Origin of the sequence: Undibacterium sp. TJN19 (assembly GCF_049339485.1) — a bacterium.
Classification (GTDB): Bacteria; Pseudomonadota; Gammaproteobacteria; order Burkholderiales; family Burkholderiaceae_D; genus Undibacterium.
The window spans coordinates 624,087-647,694 of sequence record NZ_JBMPPL010000001.1 but is presented as its reverse complement, the minus strand read 5'-3'; the positions used below and the strand labels follow the sequence as shown (position 1 = coordinate 647,694).

Below are 23,608 nucleotides of genomic sequence, written 5' to 3'. Positions count from 1 at the left end.
ATGAATGAAACACTTTTATTTGCTGACATTTCTTTTACCTTGTATTCCGTATTATGCAGTCGCCGACGATGCGCCTCTTACTGCCCCTTCTACTGCACGTTCTGCTGCCCTGTTGCCCCTCTCGCCCCGCCTTCTGCTTCCATACGCTATCGGATATCGGATTCCCTGACGCTGGAAACCTACAGGGATTTTGAAGCGGCGCTGAAAGTCAATCCTGCAATCCATGAGCTGGAATTTTTTAATTCCAACGACTCAAAGGCTTATGCTGACTCTATCGTGAATTTATTCCAGCTTAAGATTGATGAATTGAAGTTGCATACTTATGCGCGTGGTTTTTGTGATTCCACCTGTGCCTTCATTTTTCTGATGGGACATCAACGCAGTTTGTTAAAAGGTACTGAGGATAATCCCACTTTCCTCAGGCTGCATCCCATATTTAATTCGAACATGAATCAGGTCGTCAGTTTTTCCACCGATAAGTATATTCAGGAAATAAGCAGCCGCAGCGGCAATAAAATCAGTCAGACGCTTTTGCAGAAAATGTACCCAGCCGCACAGCAGGTTTCATCCAGCCGAGACAAGAAGTATTGATACGCTATGCAGCCTTTCATTACCAAAAATTTGGTTTGCACAGCGCCACTGTCACGGATGTCAGCCGCACCCCCTTTGCCCCGGCAGAACTACCCGCACATCTGGCAACAACGATTTTGAGCAATGCCCAGCAATCCATCATTGGCTTCAACACGAACGAAGCGCTGTACCGCATCAAGGTCAGGCTGCACGAGCAAAGCATCAATGCCTATGGACAGGCAAAAATGCTCAAGCCAGGCATGACGCCGGAAGCGGGCGTGATACAGGACAAGCGCAGGATTTGGGGATGCGTACTGGAGCCAGTACTGGCAATCAACCGGCGAACCTAAAAGGCAACAAAGTATTTCAGAATTAGATGCTGAGCCTGTCAGGAAAACCCGACAGACCCAGCCCCAAAAAAAGATAAGGTTGATCAAGACCCTGATCGGAGTAGTAAAGCCATGCCATGAGGTATGGTTCACTTAACCACGTATAGGAGTAACATAAAATGCGTATTATTTCAAATGAAGAACTGTTGAAACTGGTAAGCGGTGGTGACGGAGAGTAAACCGGTAAAAGAATGACTCAAGAAGAAAAAGATGAATATGGTGAGCAGCAAGCGAGGGAAGCGGCGGCTGAGAGTCGTCCCGAAACATGTGGTACTACGGGTTAATGTGACCGAGTAGCTTTTGTAAGGCAAGCAGCGTAATGATATGTTGCTTACCTTATTCTTTATTTTTAAGGGAATGAATTTAACTGTGAAAATGATCAACGCAATTCTCGCATTACTTTCTCTGTCTGTCATGGCCGCAGTGAGCGCAAAACAGTCTGAACAGTTGTTGACTAAAAATAGCCAGGAAACAGGAATATTTGTTCGGGAACTTGAAGGAATCAGCGAATACAAATTAAGTAATGGTTTGCAGATACTACTTATACCAGATACGTTTGCAAAAAATACTGTGGTGAATTTGACTTATCGCGTTGGTTCAAAGTACGAAGCACCAGATGAAAAAGGCATTGCACATCTTTTTGAACATTTTGCTGTAATGCGTGGATCTGGGCATCATCCAGATTTACAGCAAGAAATGAAAGATCGAAAATTCAAGCGAGTAGGAATTACAAGTGCAGACTACACTTATTATCGTTCTAATTTTGAGACTAAAGATAATTATCTTGACTGGATTCTGAATGTAGAAGCTGATCGCATGCAGAATTTCTCTTACTCAAAAGATAGCTTGCACACAGCTTTATCTGAAGTCTTGGACGAGCTTAGGGAAAATGATTCGAACATCAGAAGATTTCATTACAAGAAAATGCTTGAAACTGTTTTTCAGCAGCATCCCTATGGAACAGATGTCTTGGGAAGTCGCCGGGATCTGGAAAATATTCAACTCGATGCGGTGAAAAATTTCTGGGAAAAACATTACCACCCCAACAACGCAACAATAATTATTGCAGGTAATTTTGATGTGGAAAAAGCCTTAATTTCTGTTGCCAATGCATTTTCTGAAATTCCCGGATATAAAGAACCTGTATCGAATATCAGTGTGGGAAAATTCCCACGACAGACTCAAAAAGAATTTCTTATTCGTAGGCCCAAAGAACGATCTGTCGTTTTTTTAGCATATCGTACAGAAGGTATTTCTCATCCAGATTATGCTGCTGCAACATTGATAGGTGAATTGCTATCAAGTGATAACGGAATACAAAGCTGGAAAAAGAAATTATTGAATTCAAAGAAATCTAGTAGTTTTAATAGCGGGAATTTGCAATTTTCAGAAGCAAATGCACTAATGTTTTATGCAGAACTGGATTTTGGTGATGCAAAAAAAATTCCTCAAGTTAAAGATTTTTTTTTGCAGCAAGAATCGAATCTAAAAAAAAAGAAGTTCAATCAAATTGAATTGGACGAAATCAAAAATCAATACAAAGTAAAAGCGAGTAATGAACGTAAGGACATAAAAGAGTTTTCAGAAAAACTGTCGAGTTACATTGCTGGTGGTGATTGGCGCCTATATTTTTGGGAGCGGAATCGCATACAAGAAATGACATTGGAGCACTTGCACAGAGTCTCGAAATCTTTGCTAGTCCCAAGTAACCGTACTGTTGGGATATTCATGGAAGAAAATAGTGTGAAAACGCCGCTTTTATTGAAATCGCGGTGACAAAAAATTACTGGTCGTGCTGGTGTTTGGTTTTGCGCTGTTGATGATCACCCAGAATGCCATAGGCCTCGCGCGCAGCTGGTTTTTGATGCGCTGAATTATGGACATCAGCCTGCAATGGTCGGCGCGCGTATTTGCCCACCTTGTGCGTTTGCCGGTCTCTTATTTTGAAAAGCGCCATCTTGGTGATGTAGTGTTACGCTTTGGTTCCATAGGGGCAGGTACTGGAAATGCGTGCTGCTGTTCTCAAGGATGAAGTGTCGAATTTGAAACGGGCTTAATTGAGGGAGATGAATGAAACACTTTTATTTGCTGGCATTTCTTTTACCTTGTGTTCCGTATTACGCTGTCGCCGACGATGCGCCTTCTGCTGCCCCTGTTACCCCTCTCGCCCCGCCTTCTGCTTCCATACGCTATCGGATATCGGATTCCCTGACGCTGGATACCTACAGGGATTTTGAAGCGGCGCTGAAAGTCAATCCTGCGATCCGTGAACTGGAATTTTTTAATTCCAACGGCTCAAAGGGTTATGCTGACTCTATCGTGAATTTATTTCAGCTCAAGATTGATGAATTGAAGTTGCATACTTATGCGCGTGGTTTTTGTGATTCCACCTGTGCCTTCATTTTTCTGATGGGACATCAACGCAGTTTGTTAAAAGGTACTGAGGATAATCCCACCATCCTCAAGCTGCATCCCATATTTAATTCGAACATGAATCAGGTCGTCAGTTTTTCCACTGATAAGTATATTCAGGAAATAAGCAGTCGCAGCGGCAATAAAATCAGTCAGGCGCTTTTGCAGAAAATGTACCAGGCGACAGACAGATATGGCGGGATCATCATCAAGCGTCAGGCGAATGCAGATGGAAAACATATTTTCTTTCAGGGCAAATATGGCGATCAATTGCAGGCATTGTCCAGCCAGACCTTAAGCGAACTTGGGATTGAAGTTGAAGAGTAGTTGTTCAGCCGGATCAAAAAATGAAAAAACTAATTTACTGCCTGCTGCTCTTGCTTTGTTCGACAGCAATTGCGGATGAAAATAAAACACGTTACATCATCACGAGTTTTATTAATGCTGAAAAAATCCATGACCTTGAAACGCAGCTTAAAGCGCATCCTTCGCTGCGGGAAATCGAGTTTGTCAGATCTTATGGTATCTACAAGAATGAAATTGAACTGACCAAAAAGATGCTGGATCTGATTGATCAATATCACCTGCATACTTTCGCCCGTGAAAATTGCGCATTCGCTTGCGCGACCATTTTTCTGTACGGTTATCAGCGTAGCTTGTTGCCCAGTGCCGATGGAAAATCAAGCCGGCTGATATTGCGGCCACTGGTCTCCAGGGATGAAGAGTTTCTGAAAGAACAGACGGAAGAATTTTTCAACAAGATCGTCGCCCGCAGTGAAGGCAAAATACCTGCGGATTTTCTTCCCTTGCTATATCGCGTCAAAGATAATTTTGGGGCCATCCATATATTCAATAAACCGGATAAGGATCAGCACGCCATTTTTTTGCAGGACACCGGTGGTGGAAAGTATGAAGCCATCAGTGAACTCAAGGCAGAAGATCTGGGCATTCTTGTACCGCATTGAATCAAGCAGGGGCGAAGAATCGACGTGTGAATGCCTAGTTCCGCGCTGTCTTTAATGGGGCGGCTACGTTCTGTCTTATCCAGTTTTGCATGTCTTGCCAGATGCGCTGTATTTCGGCGTCTGGTGGCATCTGGGTGGCGTTCGGCAGTTCTATGGTGACGACCGGGATGTCCTTGTGCAGGCCACTGTAGTTGCCCAGTGAACCCGGGTAGACGCCGACGCGGTTGTAGATGAGACGGCCAAAACGGTTGGGTGGCGTGGTCGGGCCATCGAAATCGAGTACCCCAAAAGGTGCGTGCACCGAGATGATGACATCAGGCTTGAATTTTTCTATGGTGTCATAGACCCAGCGGCTTTCAGGCTCGGATATGGGGGCCTTGCCGGGGTAACGGCGCGGGTCGCTGCGGGTGACCCTGGCCCAGTAACTGGGGGCTTCTTTTTGCCAGTTGGGCGTCGGGAAGTTGCGGTTGAGGTCTATGCCACGGGCATTGACGCGCCGTGGTTTGGCGGCCAGCAAGCCATCGGGGTTGACCACGGGGGCGATCTTCCAGTTGAATTCCAGCGGGCTTTTCTGCATGGTTTCCACCCATTTGAAAACAATGGATGAGGCAGTCTGTTCATCGCCGTGAATGCCGCCTATCAACAGGATTTTAATGGCCTGCGGGTGTTTGGCATCTGCGCGTAAATCACGCGCAAGTACCGGAAAACCGTTGAGCGAAGTGGCACCGGTAGGGCTGAACTTGCTGTTCTTGCAGTCGTTTAAAGAGACCTTGGGCAGGCGTGCCACCAACGGGGTGCACCAGTCGGTGATGATTTTGGGTTTGCTGGCGGGCGCGGTGACTGCCGCAGATGTTGTTACAGGCTTTGCTACAGGCTTTACATCGGGCTGCGCTGCCAGTAAGGATGCGCTTGCCAGCAGGCTCGTCATCGTTACGGCAAAAGCAGCACCAGGTGGTTTGCAGCGAAATGCACAGACTTTACTTCTCAACAATCTCCATTGCATTCTTGCTTGAACTCCCGGTGCCACACGTTAAGACAAACTAAGACAGATTACAGACCCGCAGCAGCGCGCAAGATAGCGGCCTTGTCGGTACGTTCCCAGGTAAATTCTGGCTCTTCACGGCCAAAGTGACCATAGGCGGCAGTTTTGGAATAGATGGGGCGCAGCAAGTCCAGCATTTGTATGATGCCTTTCGGACGCAGGTCAAAATATTCATTGACCAGTGCGGCGATCTGGTCATCAGGGATCACGCCTGTACCTTCGGTATACACGGTCACGTTCATCGGGCGGGCCACACCAATTGCATAGGCAACCTGGATCTGGCATTGACGGGCGATACCGGCAGCGACAATGTTTTTCGCCACATAACGTGCTGCATAAGCGGCAGAACGGTCAACCTTGGTAGGGTCTTTGCCTGAGAAAGCACCACCACCGTGCGGGCATGCGCCGCCGTAGGTATCGACGATGATCTTGCGACCGGTCAGGCCGCAATCGCCTTGCGGGCCACCAATGACAAAACGGCCTGTCGGGTTGATGAGGAACTTGGTATCTTTCAGCCATTCAGTCGGCAAGACCGGCTTGATGATTTCTTCAATGACGGCATCGATGAAAGACTGCTTCATCTTCGTTGGTGTTTCGCTTTGGTCAGGGTGATGCTGGGTGGACAGCACCACAGTATCAATACTATGCGGTTTGCCGTCGACATAACGCATGGTGACCTGGCTCTTGGCATCCGGGCGCAGGAAAGGCAGGCGGCCATCCTTGCGCAATTGTGCCTGGCGTTCTACCAGACGGTGGGCGTAATAGATTGGTGCTGGCATCAGCTCTGGTGTTTCATCGCAGGCATAACCAAACATCAGGCCCTGGTCACCGGCACCGGTGTTGAGGTGGTCATCAGATGCCTGGTCAACGCCCTGGGCGATATCATTCGACTGTTTGTCGTAAGCCACCAGGACGGCGCAACCCTTGTAATCGATACCGTAGTCGGTATTGTCATAGCCGATGCGCTTGATGGTGTCGCGTGCCACCTGGATGTAATCAACATGGGCATTGGTGGTGATTTCACCAGCAAGTACCACCAGACCGGTATTGGTCAGGGTTTCGGCAGCAACGCGCGAACGCGGGTCTTGCTCAAAAATGGCATCCAGGATTGCGTCGGAAATCTGGTCGGCGACTTTGTCCGGGTGTCCCTCGGAAACCGATTCAGAAGTAAAAAGAAAATCATTTGCCATCGCAGGCTCCTATAAAAAATGACCGTAAAGATTTTGCCGCAGTCGGAAGAGATCCTGCGACGCTTTAGCGAATTTTATTAACCGCCTCGCAAGTTGTCTGTTAACTCGGCGGTGGCTGCTTTACCATGTTGTTGCAGGTCAAAGCAGCCCAATGTGTGATATTTTACGCTCGTTCTACTTTATCTGTCGAATATCCCCTATTTTTTATACTGATACTTGAGCTGCGTCATGCTTGTCACTTTGTTTCGTTTCCTTTCCATTTTCCCCTTGTCGGTCTTGCATGCGACGGGATCGCTACTGGGCTGGGTGGTGTATTTATTGTCAGCTTCATATCGCCGCCGCCTGAAAGAAAACATCACGAGAGCTGGTTTTGCCGGGCATTTGCACCATGCAGTCAGGGAAGCCGGGAAAAATATACTGGAGCTGCCCTTCATCTGGTGCGCCCGCCCGGACAGGGTTTTGCGCACCGCTACGATAGAAAACTGGGAACTGGTACAGGCCGCGCTCGATGGCAAGAAGGGTGTTATTTTCCTGACACCGCATCTTGGCTGTTTTGAAATCGTGGCACAGAGTATCGCCGTGCGTACCCGCCTGACAGTCTTGTACCGCCCGCCACGCAAGGCAGCCCTGAAGCCCCTGATCGAAGGCGCGCGTGCGCGTGACAACCTATTGCTGGCTGCCGCCAATTTATCCGGCGTCAGGATCATGGCAAAGGCGCTCAAGAAAGGTGAAGCCATCGGCCTGCTGCCTGACCAGGTGCCGCAGGAAGGTGAGGGCGTCTGGGCCAAGTTCTTTGGTAAGCGCGCCTACACCATGACCCTGTCGGCCAAATTGCACAGCATGACTTCATCGCCCATTATCCTGACCTATGCTGAACGCCTGCCCATGGGGCGCGGTTATGTGATCCGCTTTGTTCCCTTTGAAGAAGAGCTGGGGTCTGACCCGGTGGAGCAGGCAGCAGCCATCAACCGCGGCATGGAAAAACTGATCGCGCTGTCACCAGCCCAGTATTTCTGGAGCTATAACCGCTATAAAAAACCGGATGGCGTAGATGGCCCCGAAACGCGCTCTGAGCAGGAGCAGGCATGAGGGCAGTGCTGGGGCTGATGTGGCTGTTGCACTGGTTGCCTTTGCCGGTGCTGGGGCGTCTTGGTGAAGCCGTAGGCAGTCTGCTGTTTCGCCTGATACGCAAGCGTCGCCATATCACGCTGACCAATTTACGTTTGTGCCTGCCGCAACTGAGCGAAGCAGAAAGAGAAGCCATCGCAAAACGGCATTTCCAGGTCTATGCACGCAGCGTGCTGGAGCGCGGCATTCTCTGGTGGGCATCAGAAGCGCGCCTGAAAAAATTGATACAGATAGACCCGGCTGTGCCGCTGGCCAGCATACAGGCTGGCCCTACCATCCTGATGTGCCCGCATTTTGTCAGCCTCGATGTGGCAGGCGTGGCGGTGATGCTGGAATCGTCGCTGTGTTCCATCTATACCGAGCAGCGCAGCAAGGTGTTTGATGAAGCCCTGCGCAAGGGCCGCTCGCGTTTTCGCTCGGTGAAATTATTCTCGCGGGCTGAGGGTGTCAAACCCATCATCCGTGCAATGCGCGAAGGCCTGCCCTTCTTCATGCTGCCCGATATGGATTTTGGCGCCAAGGATGCGGAATTCGTCCCTTTCTTTGGTGTGCCCGCCGCCACGCTGACCGCAGTGCCCAGGATAGCGGCCACCACCAAAGCCAAAGTGATACCGGTGATTGCGACGATATTGCCCAATTACCGCGGCTGGAAAGTCAGTTTCCGTGACGCCTGGGAAAACTATCCCGGTGACGACATGATCGAGGCAACCCGCTTCATGAATGCGTATATCGAACAGGAAATCCTGCAAGCGCCAGCCGAATATTTTTGGGCACACAAGCGCTTTAAAACCCGGCCACCGGGTGAAGCAAGCCTGTATTGATAGTGCGGATCAGCTATTACTTTCCACCAGTGACGGCCTGTGCCGTCACTTCAAATTCCTGCTGCAACCATTCCAGAAATGCCAGACGGCGCGGGTCTTCTTCAAATGGCAGGGCTGACAGCAAGACATAGTCAGTCCCATCTGCCATGAAGGCATGTGGTGCCAGCAGCAGCCCGTTGCGGATTTCATCTTCCACCATATACGCCGATGCCATGGCGACGCCGAGCCCGGCGCAGGCAGCTTGCAGGCTCAGGTAAAAATGTTCATACGTCGCCCGGCTCTTGCCGCGTACAGCCTGCCCGCTGAATTTTTGCCATTGTGGCCAGGCATCTGGCCGGCTTGCCGTGTGTAACAGGCATTGCTGGTTCAATTGCAGTTTGCCTTGTTTGAGCAGGTTGGGAATGCAAACCGGGGCGATCAGTTCATGCGCAACTTGAGCGACATGGTAGTGTGCATCCCAGGCAAAATCATTGCGCCGCAAAGCCAGGTCTATATGCCCGTGGCGTAGATCGACGTGGCCGCCAGCGGCAAATAAATGAATCTCCAGTTCAGGGTGTAGTTGCCTGAATTGACCCAGGCGCGGGATCAGCCAGCGCATGGCTATCGTCGGTTCGCACGACACCACCAGCGGTTGATCATCTGCCTGCTTCAGTTGACGCAGGCCGGCTTCCAGTTGCCGCATGATGTCAGTGCAAGTGCCTTGCAGGCTCAAGCCAGCGCGTGTCAAAAAGATGGCGCGGTTGCGGCGCTCGAACAATTCCACGCCCAGTTTTTCTTCCAGTTGCTTGATCTGGCGGCTGACCGCGCCGTGGGTCACATGCAGTTCTTCCGCCGCCCTGACCAGGCTCAGATGGCGTGCGGCGACTTCAAATACGCGTATGGCATTCAGAGAGGGAAGGTGATTTGGCATCTGTGAGATTTTCTCAATGATATGTCTGAGTATATATCGATTTTCATCATCGTTGCCTGGCTTCAGAATCTGTGCATACGTGAACATAGATCACAAATCAGATCACAAATAAATATTTTTATCTTGAGGAAGAACATGACAGAACTCATTGCCGTCGCCATCATCACCATCCTGGCCGTCATCAGCCCCGGTGCTGACTTTGCCATGGTCACCAGGAACAGTTACCTGTATGGCCGCCGTGCAGGCCTGCTGGCTGCGAGTGGCATAGCACTTGGTGTGCAGGTGCATGTGATGTACACCATGCTGGGTGTGGGGCTGTTGATTGCCAAATCACCCAGCCTGTATTTCGCCATCAAGATCATCGGTGCGATCTATCTGATTTATATCGGTTACCAGACATTTTTTGCCCGCGCTATCGTCAGTGCCGAAGCAGGAGAGGGGCAGTCCTTGAATACTCTGGCGGCCTTGCGTGCAGGTTTCATGACGAATGCCTTTAATCCCAAGACCACTTTATTTGTCTTGAGCACTTACACACAGGTCGTACAGCTTGATACCAGCTTGCTGGCGCAATTTGGCTATGGTTTGTTCATGTCTGTCGCACACTGGATATGGTTCAGCCTGGTTGCCCTGTTCTTTTCAGATCATCGCTTGCGGGTGGACATGTTGAAAAAACAGGCCATGCTCAATCGTTGCATTGGCGGCGTACTGATATTATTGGGTGTGTCCTTGGCCAGTTTGCCAGCCTTGCATTCGTGACATGGTTGACGAAAACTGGATGCGCGCCTAAAATTGCCGCAGGTGCTAAGGGGCGCCTACCCGCACAAGAGGCTCTCACCCTTAGAGGCTGTTACAAAATTAACCTGGCGTTGTTGCATCGCCTTGCCGTACTAAAGTACTGTCTGCGGCGATGGCGCCTAGCCATCTTAATTTTGTAACAGCCTCTAGATATTATGCACATCCATACTAATGTGATAATTGCCATGTTTCGTTTGACGTCAGCGGGTCGTCGATAAGCGAACTGGAGTTCATCATGTTGTCTTCGTACTACCCCTCATTGTTCACTGCATTGCAGCCCACCTCTCGTGGAGCAACAGCATGAATGCATTGACGACAGAAATCAAAACCCGCGCCCGTTTATTGCAGAAACTGCTGGAGACGCGCAATACCGCAGCCAGCAAACGCGCCCTGATCTTGAGCCGTCAGCGCAAGTGGGACATTCCCGAGGTCTGGCAACTCAAGCACTGCATGAACCTGGCCGCAGCCGATGCCGGTTTCCAGAACTGGGAACATGCCCGCATCGTCCTCGGTGGCGAAGCCAGACCGGGTGAAGACATGGGTGACTTCTGGCACGGTGCCGAAGTGGCTGTCTTCATCAATCACTGGTATGCCAGCTATGCCGAAGCGCAGGCGCAATTGCGGGTGAATGAAGCTGGCTATTTACTACCTTACCGCAAGCAATACCTCGTCGTCACCGCTGATTATTTGCAGGCGCTGGGTGTGAGCGCTGCTGCTGAATATTGGGACGCTATCGGGCGTGATCTGGTACAGGGCTATGGCAGTGCAAACTGGCTGAACCTGGCGCAGCAACGCCTGCAAGCCAGCCGCACCGAGCGTTTCAAAGAGAACTGGGATGCCTCTCAACTCATGCTGGATTTGCAGTCGACGGAAGTCGAGGCTGAGCGGGTCATGAAGTCTTTCGTCAAGGATGGGCGGCTGGTGAGTATTCCTGAGCAGCATAAAAAGCGACTGGTGATCTTGCGCTGGCTGGTGAAGCAATTACAATTTGAGCAGCGGTATGTGGAGGCGGATATCAATAGCTTCTTGTTGCAGTTTCATTCTGATTTTGCGACCTTGCGGCGGGAGTTTATTATGAATGGATTGATGGAGAGGGCGGAGGGGGAGTATTGGAGGGTGTGAGCTATGTCTGCGATTTAATGCAGATTAGCTTTGTTGTACCGCCCTGGCTGCTGAGTCTTGAATTTGACGGCAATGTAGTTAACGTCATTCCTGCGCAGGCAGGAATCCACCGGGCTGGCGTTCCAGCGGCGTTCGTGGTATGCCGTATTGTTTGCTGAAGCTCGCACTTTGACTAAAACGATAGTCCTTCGTAGTACCAAGCCGGGTCTCGGCCCGGCGGCCGAATTCCTTTCTTTGCTTCGCCAAAGAAAGGAATCAAAGAAAGGCGACCGCAGACTTGCCCTTCGGGTGCTTGCGCTACGCTTCAGCACAATTTGTGCATCACAAAAAATGGAAAGTTTCGAAACTCGCCTTCGGCTCAGACAACAAAACTTTCTTATCCATTTTCTGCGATGCACAAATTGCATCGGTGTAGCAGGGAATTCGGATTGCATGCAATCCGCCTGCGTAACGACATCGCCCTGCAAGGCGATGTCCCTTCCCTTTAGGGATACAGGGCCCAAGCGGGGGTAAGGCAAAATCAAAAACAACATCAAAATCTAAAAAGCAACGGCATCACGACCGCAGCCACATTCTTCGCGATCAATTGCCCACCGATTAAACCTACCCCATCGCAGCCTGCAAGGGCAGGCTGACACTCACCGCCAGGCCCCCACCTTCACGATTGGCAAACCGTATCTCCGCATGCAGTTGCAACGCCAGTTGCGCCACGATAGCGAGTCCCAGGCCAGCACCTCCGGTATCGCGGTTGCGGGACGATTCGAGTCGCACAAAGGGTTGCATGACGGCTTCCCATTGTTCTTCCGGGATGCCTGGGCCTCTGTCCTGTACCGTGATGACTGCATGCTGCTGGTCACTGCTCAGAATAAGCTCGACTTCACCACCAAACTTCAATGCATTGTCGATGAGGTTGCCGAGCAGGCGGGACAGGGCCAGGGGGCGGGTTTGCTGGGTCTGGTGGCTATTGCCATGCAGGCTGACCTGCTGGCCGGTGTCGCAATAGTCTTGTACCAGGCTGCCAGCCAGGGCATCGAGATTGATCTTGCTGCTGGCTTCCTGGTTGGTTTGCAGCTGGTTTTGTACCTTGGCATAGGCCAGGCCCTGCTCCACTAGTTTTTGCATGGCTTGCAGGTCGGCCTGCATTTTGTCCCGATGGGTATCGTCGTCCATGAGTTCGGTGCGCAGGCGCAGGCGGGTGATGGGGGTTTGCAGGTCGTGGGTGATGGAAGCCAGGATTTGCATGCGCTCTGCCAGGTAAGTATCTATGCGTTCCTGCATGTTCTGGAAGGCAGTCGCTGCGCGGAATACTTCTCGTGGTGCACGGGCAGGGAACTGTGGCCTGGCACCGGGCTTGACCATCGCATCGGCAGCGTCGGCCAGCATCGCCAGCGGGCGTGTCGCTGTCCTGACTGCCAGCCAGGCTGCCACCATGAGAATGGCAAGCTGTACGCAGAGCAGCGAAAACATGCTCCATTGTATGGTGTAAGGCGAGGCAGTCAGGCGCACGGTGAGCGGCGCGCCATCACTCAGGGCCAGATGCAATTGCAGGATTTTTTTATCTGCTTCCATACTGATGCTGATTTTGATCTTTGCCGGATGTTCGAGGTTATTCTTGATGGCCTCTATCGCCTCGTTGGCAATGTCGAGGTCTATGCTGTCCTTGGCATCTGCGGGGGCGGCCTGCAAAGTATATTCATAGTTGTTGCGGGCAAGTTTGCCCAGCCAGGCCTGACGTTCACTGACTGGCAGGCGGTCAAGAAAGGAAATCGCATTGGCGACATCCTTGCCTACCGAATAAACCATATGATTTTTCCTGACCTGCATTTTGTCCCATTGTGATGAGGCAAATGACAGTGCATAGGCCATCAGCAGGGCACTGAGCAAAATCAGGCATATGCGGCCAAACAGGGTGTGCGGCCAGTGCGGGCTTTCTATGATATGCATCAGGCTTCCTCGGGTGCGGTAACTTGCGCGCAAAATACATAACCTTCGCTGCGCACGGTTTTGATATAACGCGGCTCGCGCGCATCATCACGCAAATGCTGGCGCAGGCGGCTGACCAGCAAGTCGATGGAGCGCTCGAACAGGTCGGCATCGCGACCCTGCGTCAGGTTCAGCAACTGGTCACGGTTCAGCACGCGCTGCGGGTGTTCGACAAAGACTTGCAGCAAGCGGTATTCCGCTCCGCTGAGCGTGACCATGACACCGTCTTTATCAAGCAGATGGCGTGCCAGGGTATCAAGTTGCCAGTCACCAAAATGCAGCATGGCGGGTGGTTTTTGTTCGCGCAATTTAGGGGGAAGCATGCGTGTACGACGCAAGACCGCCTTGATGCGTGCCAGCAACTCGCGTGCAGCGAAAGGCTTGGTCAGGTAATCATCTGCGCCCATTTCCAGGCCGACGATGCGGTCAGTTTCTTCAGCGCGTGCCGTCAGAAAAAATATGGGAATGACTTTGTGCGGGCCAGAGCGCAATTCACGGCACAGGCTCAAACCATCTTCGCCGGGCATCATGATATCAAGCACAACCAGGTCGATGGCACTGCCTTCCAGCAAGGCGCGCATTTGTTTGCCGCCCGCAGCCGTACTGACCTTGTTGCCATTCTTGCGCAGGTACAGGGCAGTCAGTTCGCGTATTTCTGCATCATCATCAACGATGAGGATGTGATCCGGGGATTCAATGTTTTCCATGTGCTGGACTGGTTGTGTACTGGTTGCGCATTCTTGATAGTTCATTCCATAGTGCTTTATAGCTTAAATCGTGGCAGAGACAAAATCTTTTGTATCCCAGTGTATCTGGGCACTCTTGACACATATGTAGATGCAAATATGGCATTTCCTGACATCTGCCAGATACCTTGCGCCTGTCTAATGACATGGCCGTGATGAATTGCATCACCTCGACAACTCAAGGAGAACTGACATGAAAAAGCAAATGATCGTTATCAGCACTTTCGCCACTTTATTGATGAGTGCCTGGTCTGCCCAGGCGCAGCAGGCTGGTTTGTCTGATTACTACCTGGCACCTGTGGAAGCTGAAATCCAGGCCCAGCATCATGCCAGCAGCAAGGCTGGCGCAGTCGCCGGTACCTGGCTCACGCAAAGTGGCAGTCTGGAAGTGCAGATCAGTCATTGTGGCGAAGCCTTATGCGGCAAAGTCAGCAAGGTCAATGATGCGGGCAATGTCAGCAACATGGCTGCCATGGGTGCTGCCTCAACATCCATGCCCGCCACGCCTGTACTGGGCAAGACCATCATGGAAGGCTTTACGCCAGGCAATGCCGACACTTGGTCAGGCAAGATTTTTAACCGTGCCGATGGCCAGACCTATGCCTGCCAGATGCGCATGCTGAGCCAGACTGAGCTGGAAGTCACTGCCTACAAGGACAAGCCAGAAAATGGCCGTACCCAGGTGTGGACGCGTGTGTCCAACATCATCACGGCGCAAAAATAGAAATGGGAGCATCATTTGATGCTCCCATTTCAGTTTTTAATATCCGTGCTGGCTTACGGCAGCAATTCAACTTCACCCGGCAATAGAGTATTGGCTGGCAAGGCATCGAGTTGTTTCAGGCGTTCATAATAAGGCGTGAAATCCGGTGCCGTGCCATCAAACAATTGCTGGAAATTGTCGATGACAAAATAGGTTTCCTGGTAGCTGTCTATCTTGTACAGGGTTTGCAGGCAGCGTTCTATGTCGAGATGGATATGGCGTGAAGTCGTTCCCGGCTTCAGGCAATATTCCACTTCGCCACCTGACGACAGGATGCCCGCGCCATAGATGCGCAAACCCTTGTCGGTATTGATCAGACCAAACTCTACCGTGTACCAGTACAGGCGCGCCAGAAAATCCAGGCCACCCAGCTTCATCGCCTTCAGACCGCCTTTGCCATACAGCTGCATGTAGTCGGCAAAAATCGGATTGAACAGCATGGGCACATGGCCAAAATAATCGTGGAAGACATCGGGTTCGACGATGTAATTGAATTCTTCCGGCGTGCGCAACCAGACCGTGATCGGGAAGCGGCGGTTGGCCAGATGTTCGAAGAAAGTCAATTCCGGGATCAGGCCGGGCACGGCCACAATGCGCCAGCCGGTGGCGGCAAATAATTCTTCTGAAGTACGCTCAAACTTCGGGATGCCAGCCGAGGCATCCATCTTGTGCAGTGCTTCTATGAACTCATCGCAGGCACGGCCAGGCAAGAGTTCCATCTGGCGCTGATACAGCTTGCGCCATAGTTTATGCTCTGCTTCGGTATAGGCATCCCAGTCTTGCTCGACAACGTATTGCGCGTCGGCTTTTTCATAATTGCCACGCAGGGCTGCACCATTGGATTTTTCGGCAACGGTAGCCAGAAAATCGTCGTTGCTGACAGTCGTGTCAGCAGTAGCGGAAGTAGCGATAGTATCCATATTTTTCAGTGAAAAAGGCCGGCATCAGATGATGACCAGCCTCTTTCATATCTCCATTAGCTATTAGCGAAACAAAGTTTTAATGCTTCAGGCAGTTGTTTCGTCTTTGATGACACCACGACGGATCTGATCAAGCTCAATAGATTCAAACAGGGCGCGGAAATTACCTTCACCAAAACCCTGGTCGCCCTTGCGCTGGATGATTTCAAAGAAGATAGGGCCGATGACCGTCGTTGTGAAAATCTGCAACAGCAATTCACGCGATGTTTCTGTGCTCTTGCCATCAACCAGAATGCGCAGCTTGCGCAATTCTTCCAGGTTTTCGCCGTGGCCAGGCAGGCGACGGTCAACCAGGTCGTAGTAAGTTTCTATCGTGTCCTGGAACACCACGCCATTGGCTTTCATGCCGCCTACAGTGTCATAGATATTGTCTGTACCCATGGCGATATGTTGCACGCCTTCGCCGTGGTACAGATCCAGGTATTCAGCGATCTGGGATTTGTCATCCGAAGATTCGTTGATAGGAATACGGATTTTGCCGCAAGGTGAAGTCATGGCTTTGGACTTCAGGCCAGTGTGCTTGCCAGCGATATCGAAGTAACGGATTTCGCGGAAGTTGAACAGGGTTTCATAGAAATCTGCCCATTCCTTCATGCGGCCACGATGCACATTGTGGGTCAAATGGTCGATGTAAGTCAGGCCCTTGCCGACAGGGTTGGAATCCACACCTGGCAGTGCCACGAAGTCAGCGTCATAGATACTGATATTGCCGATGGCACCTGCATCTGCGCCATCTTTACCATGCCAGCGGTCAACGAAATAAATCAGGGAATCACCAATACCTTTGATGGCAGGGATGTTCAATTCCATAGGGCCGGTTTTATTGTCGAAACCCCAGGCACCCAGTTCCAGTGCGCGCTTGTAGGCAGCATTGGCATCCTTGACGCGGAAAGCGAATGCGCAAACAGACTGGCCATGTTTGCGGGCAAATTTTTGTGCGAAAGAATCAGGTTCTGCATTGATGATGAAATTCACACCGCCCTGGCGGAACAGGGTCACATCCTTGGTGCGATGCTTGGCTATCGCAGTAAAACCCATGGTGACAAACAAGTCGCCGAGTGCTTTTGGATCGGGTGCCGCGTACTCGATAAACTCAAAGCCATCGGTACCCATAGGGTTTTCCCAAGTTTGGAAAGTCATGCCTGTCTCCTCAGTGTGATCATCAGTATTGCTGCATCATGCTAGTTTCAACACGCTAGTTTCAGCTCGTTAGTTTCAACTGGCTAGCTTAATGTCTGGCTTTGATGTAGCTCAAGCTCTCAGTATAGTCTGCAAAACGCGCCATATAATTGCAAAATAACCCAATGATTTAGAGATTTGAGCAATAATATTGCTTATATAAATAAATTTAAGACATATTATGGCTGAAATTGAACTCGATAAAATTGACCGCAAAATTCTGGCGATTTTGCAGGCAGATGGGCGGCTGACCAACCAGGAAGTGGCAGAGCGCGTCAACCTGTCGCCATCACCCTGCCTGCGCCGCATCAAGCGGCTGGAAGACAGCGGCGTCATCCGCAAATATGTCGCCTTGCTGGAACCGACCAAGATAGGCCTGGGTTTGCTGGCCTATGTCAATGTAAGGCTGGAAAAGCATAGCGATAATCCGGGCAAGGGCAGTTCACGTTCACCGCGAGATGATTTTTCTGCATCAGTGGCGCAATGGCCGGAAGTGGTCGCCTGTTATGCCATGACCGGTGAAATGGATTACCTGCTGCGCGTGCATGTCGAAGACATGAACCATTTCTCACGCTTCATGATGGAAACCCTGCTGCGCCATCCTGCCGTGCTGGATGTCAAATCCAGCTTTGCCCTCCAGCATATCAAGGACACGACGGCCTTGCCGGTAGTAATCAGCGGGTAACTATCGTTACTCTAAAAATATTAAAAATGCATGCATTAATGAAATTTTTGTTTACTGCCAAGACATAAATAGTTAACATTTACGCGGTGCTATTTCAGAGACTTGCTGACCCTGAAGCTATTTGCAATAGCTGTAAAGAGCCTGATCAAACAATTATTTAATGTGGGGATTTGCCAATATGGAAAAACACGAAAAAGTCGCGAGGACACATCGCGCTTTAGCTCTTTTGTATGGTCTCTTGTTGTTGGTACTCGGATACATGCTTTACCCTCATTCCGGGAAGCCAAATAATGCCTTGATAAGCGTATTTTCGATTTTTTTGAGTTTGACGGTTTTGCACTATGCGACTTCTGTCGGTGCGTACAATAAAAGACCGTGGGCGCGAATGACATCAACTTTAATTGCCCTGCTCATGCTGTTTGCATTCCCTGTCGGTACAATAATTGGTGCTTATTTGCTCTTCAATAACTGGAGCGATGACGGGTACTATGAATCGACATAATTAACTGCAAAGAGGTAGTACGATCTTTCAAGTTCAGTCTTTTCAATTCAAGATACGAAAGAAAGACATGATTTATCCCGGCCTTGGCATAAACATGATGCAAAGACCATGTGGATAATCTGTTCTACTTGGAATTATCCTTCATGCCCGGCAGGTTGCTCAGCCATTTTGCGGCTGCGCGGGTATTGGCCTTGATGGTGTAGTCGATGGTGGCGACCTGTTCCTGCATGGCTTCTTTGAGGACACTGACGGCATCGGCTGGCAACAGCTTCAGGTAGGCATCGGCCTCACCATATTCGCGATGGATTTCCATGCCGGCTTTTTTGGCGATATGGATCATGGTCTGGTTGGATGACAGGCAATGCATGTACAAGGTATCGACATCATCATTGCGGCAATGGATCGCGCCACGTTCAAACAATCGTGAGCCCACGCCTTTGCCACGTGCTGATTTTGAGACAGACACGCCAAATTCTGCCACCTTGTCTTTGTTGGTCGCTTCATCACCGACTTCTTTTGGTGCATAGGCCAGATGGCCCACGCCGACCAGGCTGAAATGGTGACTGACCACACCAAACACCTTGTCGCGTGAAAAATCGATGCCTTCTACATATTTTTCTATCATCACGTCCGGCAAATACGTGCCGAAACGCAGTAAGCGGTCACTTTCTTCCAGTCCCAGAAAATGGCGGAGGATACGGTGCCGGTCTTTTTCTGACAATTCCTTGACGAAGACTGTCGATCTCGATGGTTTGCCGCCCGGCTTGGGCAAATGTTTTGGGGTATCAGGGAAAACGTCGTTCGCATTCATACCAGCTCCTTAGGGGAATTATAGGAATGGTTTTTTGTGCAGTGCACAACGCATTGTAGGTGATCTGCACTGATTATTCCAGAAAACCGCCATCTTTAAACGTTAACTACTATTTCAGAAGGGCTGCCACCGCGGCAATACGGGCTTCGCGTATGGCTACCGGTATCTGTTGCGGCTGGCTGCCATGCAGGCTGGCAATCGCGCCGCCATTCACTTGTTGCGCTGCTTGCATCGCCTTGCCCAGCAAATCTGCCTGCGGGAAAGCGGTGTCATACTGTGCCTTGCGCACTGTGAAAATGCAGGCAATAGTTTGCAGTAGATCAAGAAACCGTTGCGGTTTGCGAAAGGCATCATTGCGCGCCAGCAGGTCGACCACACTGGCGGCTGACAAGTCTTGTGCCTGCAAGATGGTCTGGTATTCGCGTGTTGTCATCACGGCCAGGTCACGGCATTCAACCGGCACTTTCAGGCGCTGGCTGATGGCTTCGACGGTTTTTACATCATCAAGCTGCTGGAGCAAGACGGCATAACGCTGCGCCAGTGCGAGGCCACACCGGGCGGCGTGATCGATAAGCTGCCGGGCTGGTTCTGCATTATCGGCACTATCGACACTATCAGCACCATTGTTGCCATCGCTGCCATCTGCTGTCTGCCACCATGCGGCCAGTTCTGGCAACAGCCTTTGCAGTGCACCGCACGCATGCAAGACATCCAGCATGCGTGATGGTTTGACTTCCATCAGGCCGCGTGACAGTTCTTGCCATACCCGTTCAGCCACCAGCGCATCCACTTCACCGGCGGCGACCATTGTTTGCATCAGGGCATTGGTTTCTTCTGCGACGCTGAACTCTGTCGGTGGCATGGCAAAGCGCGCAGCAAAACGTGCAAGCCGCAAAATGCGCACAGGGTCTTCGCAAAACGCCTCTGACACATGGCGAAACACACGGTTTTGCAAGTCTTGTCGGCCACCAAACGGGTCGATGATATGGCCTGCATCATCCTGTGCCATGGCATTGATGGTCAGGTCGCGACGTATCAGGTCTTCTTCCAGCGTGACACTGGTGTCGGTATGGAATACAAAACCCTTGTAGCCTGCGGCGGTCTTGCGTTCGGTACGGGCGAGTGCGTATTCTTCACGGGTTTTGGGATGCAAAAACACCGGGAAATCCTTGCCCACCGGCAGGTAACCCAGCGCCAGCATTTCTCCGGGTGAACTGCCGACGACGACAAAATCCCTGTCCTGCACCGGAAAGCCCAGCAAGGTATCACGTACTGCACCGCCAACGATATAACTCTTCATTGCTTATTCGGCAGGCCGTGCATCATGGCCTGGCATGGTCTCGGTTTCCATCAGTGCTTCCCTGACCCATTGCGCCACCGCAGGGTGGGCGATCACACGGTCAACATAGGCCTGCAATGCCGGGGCGAGCGAGACACCATAGGTGCGGAAGCGCATCACCACCGGCGCGTAGAAGGCGTCGGCAATTGAAAATTCACCAAACAAAAATTGATGTGCGCCATACAAGGCCAGGCAATCTTCCCAGATTTCGCTGATGCGGCCGATGTCTGCCTGTGAACCTATGGTGCGGCCCTTGCCAAACCGGTCGGCACGGATATTCATCGGCATGTCAAAGCGCAGTGAAGAAAAACCGGAATGCATCTCAGCGCAGATACTGCGCGCCGTCGCCCTGGCGGCCACGTCTTCCGGCCACAGGTTCAGTATGGAAAACTGTTCAGCCAGGTATTCACAGATGGCGAGCGAATCCCAGATGGTAATTTCACCCGCCAGCAGCACCGGCACGCGCCCGGCGGCAGAAAATTCAGCGATGCGGTTCGTCGTATCCGGCTGGTTCAGCAGGATGCGCACTTCTTCAAACGGGATGCCAAAGGCCTTCATCACCACCCACGGGCGCATCGACCAGGAAGAGTAATTTTTATTGCCGATGATCAGACGCAGGCCAGAGCGGTGTTTCCCCAGCATGGCGGCCAGCGCAGGTTGCATTTCAGTATCTTGCATGAGTTTTTGTGTTCAAAAAATTTAAGGGAGATCGGGATCACCGGCGGTCATCCCCTTGGGGATCACCGTGCCCAGCCGCGTCTTCAATGACTGCGGTTTTTTCTCGAACAGGGCAGCGTAATAAGTGGCGTTCGACAAGACATTCTTGACATAGCCACGGGTTTCATTGAAGGGGATGGTTTCTGCAAAAATAGCCCCTTCCACTGGCCGTGTCAATTTTGCCCGCCATGCCCTGGGCCGCCCCGGCCCCGCATTATAGGCGGCTGATGCCAGCGCCTGCGAGCCGCCCAGGTCGGTCAGCACCATATTGAGGTAATTGGTGCCCAGGGCGATATTGGTATCGACATCATTCACCTGTGCCGGTACAAAATTGCCCAGGCCAATTTTCTTGGCGACGTAACGTGCCGTGGCAGGCATCAACTGCATGAGGCCAGAAGCGCCCACATGCGATTTGGCGTTCATGATGAAACGTGATTCCTGGCGGATCAGGCCATACACCCATGCCATGTCCAGCCCCAGGCTCTGGGTGGTCTTGTACATGCTGTCATTGAAAGGGGTAGGGTAGCGCTGGCTGAAATCGAGTTCGCCCTTGGTGCGGTCAGACGTGTTGACCATGCGGTCCAGCAAATTATTCTGGCGTGCCAGTTCAGCTGCTGCCAGATGCTGGCGTTCGCTCATCTTGCGCAATTCCCAGTTCCATTCACGCGTGCCTTCAAAACGCAGGTTCATCGCATAGAACTTCAATGCCCTTTGCAGGTTGGCATTTTTTTCCATCGGGGCGATTTCTTCCGGCGTCACCGGTTTGACTGCCGCAGGCACGCCTATTTTTTGCCCCAGTTCTTCCAGTGACAACTGGCCATAGAAATGCAGCTGATCAGCAATACTGGTGAACAGGGCGCGTGCTTCTTCATTCTTGCCTTCCGCCTTCAGGGCCCGGCCAAGCCAATAGACCCATGCCGGGTCAGACTTGAGGCTGGCAGGCATGTTGTCGATCGATGATTTGACGAGCTTCCAGTCGCCTTCGCGCAAGGCAGTACGCACCCGCCATTGAAAGGCTTCCAGTGACAACGGTGCATTACTGGCTTTTTGCCAGTAGCCCAGTGCTTCCGGTTCCAGCTTCAATGCGGCTTGTAGGGCGATTTGCGCCCAGCCCATGGCACGTTCGCTTTCGCTGAACTGGCTGCTGTAGCGGGTCAGGGTGGCGGCAGCTTGCTCATGATCATTTTTGGCATTGCGGCCCAGCGCGATGAGGTACAGCTCATGCGCGGTACGGCCGACATCCGGCCCTTTTTTCAATAACAGGGCCGGTTTGTCGATGGCATCGGTAACCTGCCTGTCCGGAATTTCCAGTAACTTGCCCAGGCGCTGTGCCAGCGGCAAGGCAGCGTTTTCGCCTGCCATGCGCATTTGTGTCCACAGATCATTCTGGTTGAACTGGTTGTTTGCCGTGAGGTAAGTCACCAGGGCGTAGCAGCCTTCGCCATAGTCGCGCGGTGAGTTCAGCAAATTACGTGCTTCAGCGGCAACTTTTTGTTGTTTGACAGCTTTCGACAACAGCGAGTAGCAGCGCACTTGGTTATCGTCAGCCACCACGAACAGCGGATATTGCTGGTCAAACAAATCCCATTCGCCCCGCCTGCCCAGCAACAGCAACCAGTCATTGCGCAACCTGTCTGCAATGGCCGTGCCTTCATACTTGTTCAAAAATTCACGCATTTCGGCATTCGTGGCTTTTGCCAGATGCGAACGCAGACGGTAATAATCGACGTAAGAAGGGATTTCGTAATTTTTCAGCGCTGCTGCATGCTGCTCGGCATTGAATGTATCGTCATGGAAAGCCGCATCGCGCAAGGCCATGAAACGATCATCATCATTGATCAACCCCCTTTTTGCCGCAACTGCACCGGCAAGGGGGCTTATGCCGAAACCTGCTAACATCACCAGACCCAGACCAGCTAAACTTTTTTTCGCAGACATCTTTAGACACAGTATTTGATTACATTTCTGACAGTATGACACAGCCCACAGCCATCGCGCACACTAGCATGACAGATGCACCCCAGAGCCGCCACGACTTGCGAAAAATTTTGTTGCAGAAACGTAGAAACCTGGATGCCAGCCTCAAGCAACAATGGGATGCCGAACTGGGGCAAAAGTTGCAGGCCTATTGTGCGCATCATCAAATTACGAGCCTGGGTGTGTATTGGCCGATAAAAGGCGAGCCTGATTTGCGGGATGCTTATGGCACATTGGCCGCGGCAGGGATGCAACTGGCCTTGCCGCTGATTGAAACCAGGCAGCAGCCCCTGGTGTTTTTAGACTGGAAGCCTGGGGACCCCATGCTTGACGATGAATATGGCATCCCTGTGCCAGCGCAGCGCAGTGTGACTATTTTGCCTGCAGCCCTGATCATTCCCTGCGTTGGCTTCAATGCGCAAAACTTTCGCCTGGGTTATGGCGGTGGTTACTATGACCGTACTCTGGAAAAACTGCCCAGGCCATTGACACTGGGCATCGCCTATCAATGCACCCTTGCTGATTTTGCAGCAGGGGAGCACGATATTGCCATGGATGACATACTGATCGCTGGATAAAGGC

The 23,608-nt window shown here is 51.4% G+C and carries 24 protein-coding genes; 13 read left to right on the top strand and 11 right to left on the bottom strand.

Features of this window, described 5'->3' with window-relative positions:
- From ACO0LH_RS03035 to ACO0LH_RS03015, 5 genes are all read left to right on the top strand, one after another.
- Complete coding sequence (locus ACO0LH_RS03035) at window positions 1-591, top strand: hypothetical protein (RefSeq protein WP_422939570.1); 591 nt, start codon at window positions 1-3, stop codon at window positions 589-591.
- A complete protein-coding gene (locus ACO0LH_RS03030) occupies window positions 588-920 on the top strand; it encodes a secretion protein HlyD (RefSeq protein WP_422939569.1) in 333 nt (110 codons plus the stop codon). Before ACO0LH_RS03035 ends, ACO0LH_RS03030 begins: the two co-directional genes overlap by 4 nt.
- A gap of 363 nt (window positions 921-1,283) precedes the next feature.
- Window positions 1,284-2,735, top strand: coding sequence for a M16 family metallopeptidase (locus ACO0LH_RS03025; RefSeq protein WP_422939568.1), 1,452 nt, complete (start codon window positions 1,284-1,286; stop codon window positions 2,733-2,735).
- A gap of 294 nt (window positions 2,736-3,029) precedes the next feature.
- Window positions 3,030-3,698 (top strand): hypothetical protein, encoded by a 669-nt coding sequence (locus tag ACO0LH_RS03020; RefSeq protein WP_422939567.1) that lies wholly within the window; start codon window positions 3,030-3,032, stop codon window positions 3,696-3,698.
- A gap of 20 nt (window positions 3,699-3,718) precedes the next feature.
- Window positions 3,719-4,336: a hypothetical protein gene (locus ACO0LH_RS03015; RefSeq protein ID WP_422939566.1), complete on the top strand. Its 618-nt coding sequence runs from the start codon at window positions 3,719-3,721 to the stop codon at window positions 4,334-4,336.
- A 34-nt stretch (window positions 4,337-4,370) separates the two neighbouring features.
- Here the strand turns inward: ACO0LH_RS03015 and ACO0LH_RS03010 are convergent, their stop codons facing one another.
- A complete protein-coding gene (locus ACO0LH_RS03010; RefSeq protein ID WP_422939565.1) occupies window positions 4,371-5,339 on the bottom strand; it encodes a M14 family zinc carboxypeptidase in 969 nt (322 codons plus the stop codon).
- Between the two features lie 47 nt (window positions 5,340-5,386).
- Window positions 5,387-6,568, bottom strand: a complete 1,182-nt coding sequence (gene metK, locus ACO0LH_RS03005) for a methionine adenosyltransferase (protein ID WP_422939564.1) — start codon at window positions 6,566-6,568, stop codon at window positions 5,387-5,389.
- Between the two features lie 228 nt (window positions 6,569-6,796).
- Between metK and ACO0LH_RS03000 the strand changes: the two genes are divergently transcribed.
- Window positions 6,797-7,657, top strand: coding sequence for a lysophospholipid acyltransferase family protein (locus ACO0LH_RS03000; protein WP_422939563.1), 861 nt, complete (start codon window positions 6,797-6,799; stop codon window positions 7,655-7,657).
- Entirely contained in the window at window positions 7,654-8,517 is an 864-nt protein-coding gene (locus tag ACO0LH_RS02995) for a lipid A biosynthesis acyltransferase (protein ID WP_422939562.1), read from the top strand. The genes ACO0LH_RS03000 and ACO0LH_RS02995 overlap by 4 nt, the downstream gene beginning before the upstream one ends.
- Window positions 8,518-8,533: 16 nt before the next feature.
- Here the strand turns inward: ACO0LH_RS02995 and ACO0LH_RS02990 are convergent, their stop codons facing one another.
- Complete coding sequence (locus ACO0LH_RS02990; RefSeq protein ID WP_422939561.1) at window positions 8,534-9,427, bottom strand: LysR substrate-binding domain-containing protein; 894 nt, start codon at window positions 9,425-9,427, stop codon at window positions 8,534-8,536.
- Between the two features lie 135 nt (window positions 9,428-9,562).
- Here ACO0LH_RS02990 and ACO0LH_RS02985 point away from each other — a divergent pair, with 135 nt between their 5' ends.
- Window positions 9,563-10,183 (top strand): LysE family translocator, encoded by a 621-nt coding sequence (locus ACO0LH_RS02985; protein WP_422939560.1) that lies wholly within the window; start codon window positions 9,563-9,565, stop codon window positions 10,181-10,183.
- A 339-nt stretch (window positions 10,184-10,522) separates the two neighbouring features.
- Window positions 10,523-11,344: a DUF2087 domain-containing protein gene (locus ACO0LH_RS02980; protein ID WP_422939559.1), complete on the top strand. Its 822-nt coding sequence runs from the start codon at window positions 10,523-10,525 to the stop codon at window positions 11,342-11,344.
- A 603-nt stretch (window positions 11,345-11,947) separates the two neighbouring features.
- Here the strand turns inward: ACO0LH_RS02980 and ACO0LH_RS02975 are convergent.
- Together ACO0LH_RS02975 and ACO0LH_RS02970 are read right to left on the bottom strand one after the other, a co-directional pair.
- Window positions 11,948-13,288 carry a sensor histidine kinase gene (locus ACO0LH_RS02975; protein ID WP_422939558.1) on the bottom strand — a complete coding sequence of 447 codons (1,341 nt, stop codon included), beginning with the start codon at window positions 13,286-13,288 and terminating at the stop codon, window positions 11,948-11,950.
- Window positions 13,288-14,025 (bottom strand): response regulator, encoded by a 738-nt coding sequence (locus tag ACO0LH_RS02970; RefSeq protein WP_422940556.1) that lies wholly within the window; start codon window positions 14,023-14,025, stop codon window positions 13,288-13,290. Before ACO0LH_RS02970 ends, ACO0LH_RS02975 begins: the two co-directional genes overlap by 1 nt.
- Before the next feature lie 241 nt (window positions 14,026-14,266).
- On the opposite strand from ACO0LH_RS02970, the gene ACO0LH_RS02965 reads away from it, so the two are divergent.
- The gene (locus tag ACO0LH_RS02965; RefSeq protein ID WP_422939557.1) at window positions 14,267-14,797 is read left to right on the top strand and encodes a DUF2147 domain-containing protein; all 531 of its coding nucleotides are present in this window, start codon (window positions 14,267-14,269) and stop codon (window positions 14,795-14,797) included.
- Between the two features lie 53 nt (window positions 14,798-14,850).
- Here ACO0LH_RS02965 and phhA read toward each other — a convergent pair whose 3' ends face one another.
- Together phhA and hppD are read right to left on the bottom strand one after the other, a co-directional pair.
- Window positions 14,851-15,756, bottom strand: a complete 906-nt coding sequence (gene phhA / locus ACO0LH_RS02960; RefSeq protein ID WP_422939556.1) for a phenylalanine 4-monooxygenase — start codon at window positions 15,754-15,756, stop codon at window positions 14,851-14,853.
- A gap of 87 nt (window positions 15,757-15,843) precedes the next feature.
- A complete protein-coding gene (hppD, locus tag ACO0LH_RS02955) occupies window positions 15,844-16,956 on the bottom strand; it encodes a 4-hydroxyphenylpyruvate dioxygenase (protein WP_422939555.1) in 1,113 nt (370 codons plus the stop codon).
- Window positions 16,957-17,176: 220 nt separating this feature from the next.
- On the opposite strand from hppD, the gene ACO0LH_RS02950 reads away from it, so the two are divergent.
- Both ACO0LH_RS02950 and ACO0LH_RS02945 read left to right on the top strand, forming a co-directional pair.
- Window positions 17,177-17,680 carry an Lrp/AsnC family transcriptional regulator gene (locus tag ACO0LH_RS02950; protein ID WP_422939554.1) on the top strand — a complete coding sequence of 168 codons (504 nt, stop codon included), beginning with the start codon at window positions 17,177-17,179 and terminating at the stop codon, window positions 17,678-17,680.
- Window positions 17,681-17,858: 178 nt separating this feature from the next.
- Window positions 17,859-18,182 (top strand): hypothetical protein, encoded by a 324-nt coding sequence (locus tag ACO0LH_RS02945; protein ID WP_422939553.1) that lies wholly within the window; start codon window positions 17,859-17,861, stop codon window positions 18,180-18,182.
- A gap of 124 nt (window positions 18,183-18,306) precedes the next feature.
- Here the strand turns inward: ACO0LH_RS02945 and ACO0LH_RS02940 are convergent, their stop codons facing one another.
- The 4 genes from ACO0LH_RS02940 to ACO0LH_RS02925 all read right to left on the bottom strand — a co-directional run bounded on the left by ACO0LH_RS02940 (window position 18,307) and on the right by ACO0LH_RS02925 (window position 22,987).
- Window positions 18,307-18,993: a GNAT family N-acetyltransferase gene (locus ACO0LH_RS02940; RefSeq protein ID WP_422939552.1), complete on the bottom strand. Its 687-nt coding sequence runs from the start codon at window positions 18,991-18,993 to the stop codon at window positions 18,307-18,309.
- Window positions 18,994-19,102: 109 nt separating this feature from the next.
- Complete coding sequence (locus ACO0LH_RS02935; protein ID WP_422939551.1) at window positions 19,103-20,293, bottom strand: multifunctional CCA addition/repair protein; 1,191 nt, start codon at window positions 20,291-20,293, stop codon at window positions 19,103-19,105.
- A 3-nt stretch (window positions 20,294-20,296) separates the two neighbouring features.
- The gene (locus tag ACO0LH_RS02930; protein WP_422939550.1) at window positions 20,297-21,010 is read right to left on the bottom strand and encodes a glutathione S-transferase family protein; all 714 of its coding nucleotides are present in this window, start codon (window positions 21,008-21,010) and stop codon (window positions 20,297-20,299) included.
- Window positions 21,011-21,031: 21 nt separating this feature from the next.
- Window positions 21,032-22,987, bottom strand: coding sequence for a transglycosylase SLT domain-containing protein (locus tag ACO0LH_RS02925; RefSeq protein ID WP_422939549.1), 1,956 nt, complete (start codon window positions 22,985-22,987; stop codon window positions 21,032-21,034).
- 35 nt (window positions 22,988-23,022) lie between these two features.
- Between ACO0LH_RS02925 and ACO0LH_RS02920 the strand changes: the two genes are divergently transcribed.
- Complete coding sequence (locus ACO0LH_RS02920; protein ID WP_422939548.1) at window positions 23,023-23,604, top strand: 5-formyltetrahydrofolate cyclo-ligase; 582 nt, start codon at window positions 23,023-23,025, stop codon at window positions 23,602-23,604.
- Window positions 23,605-23,608: the final 4 nt, after the last annotated feature.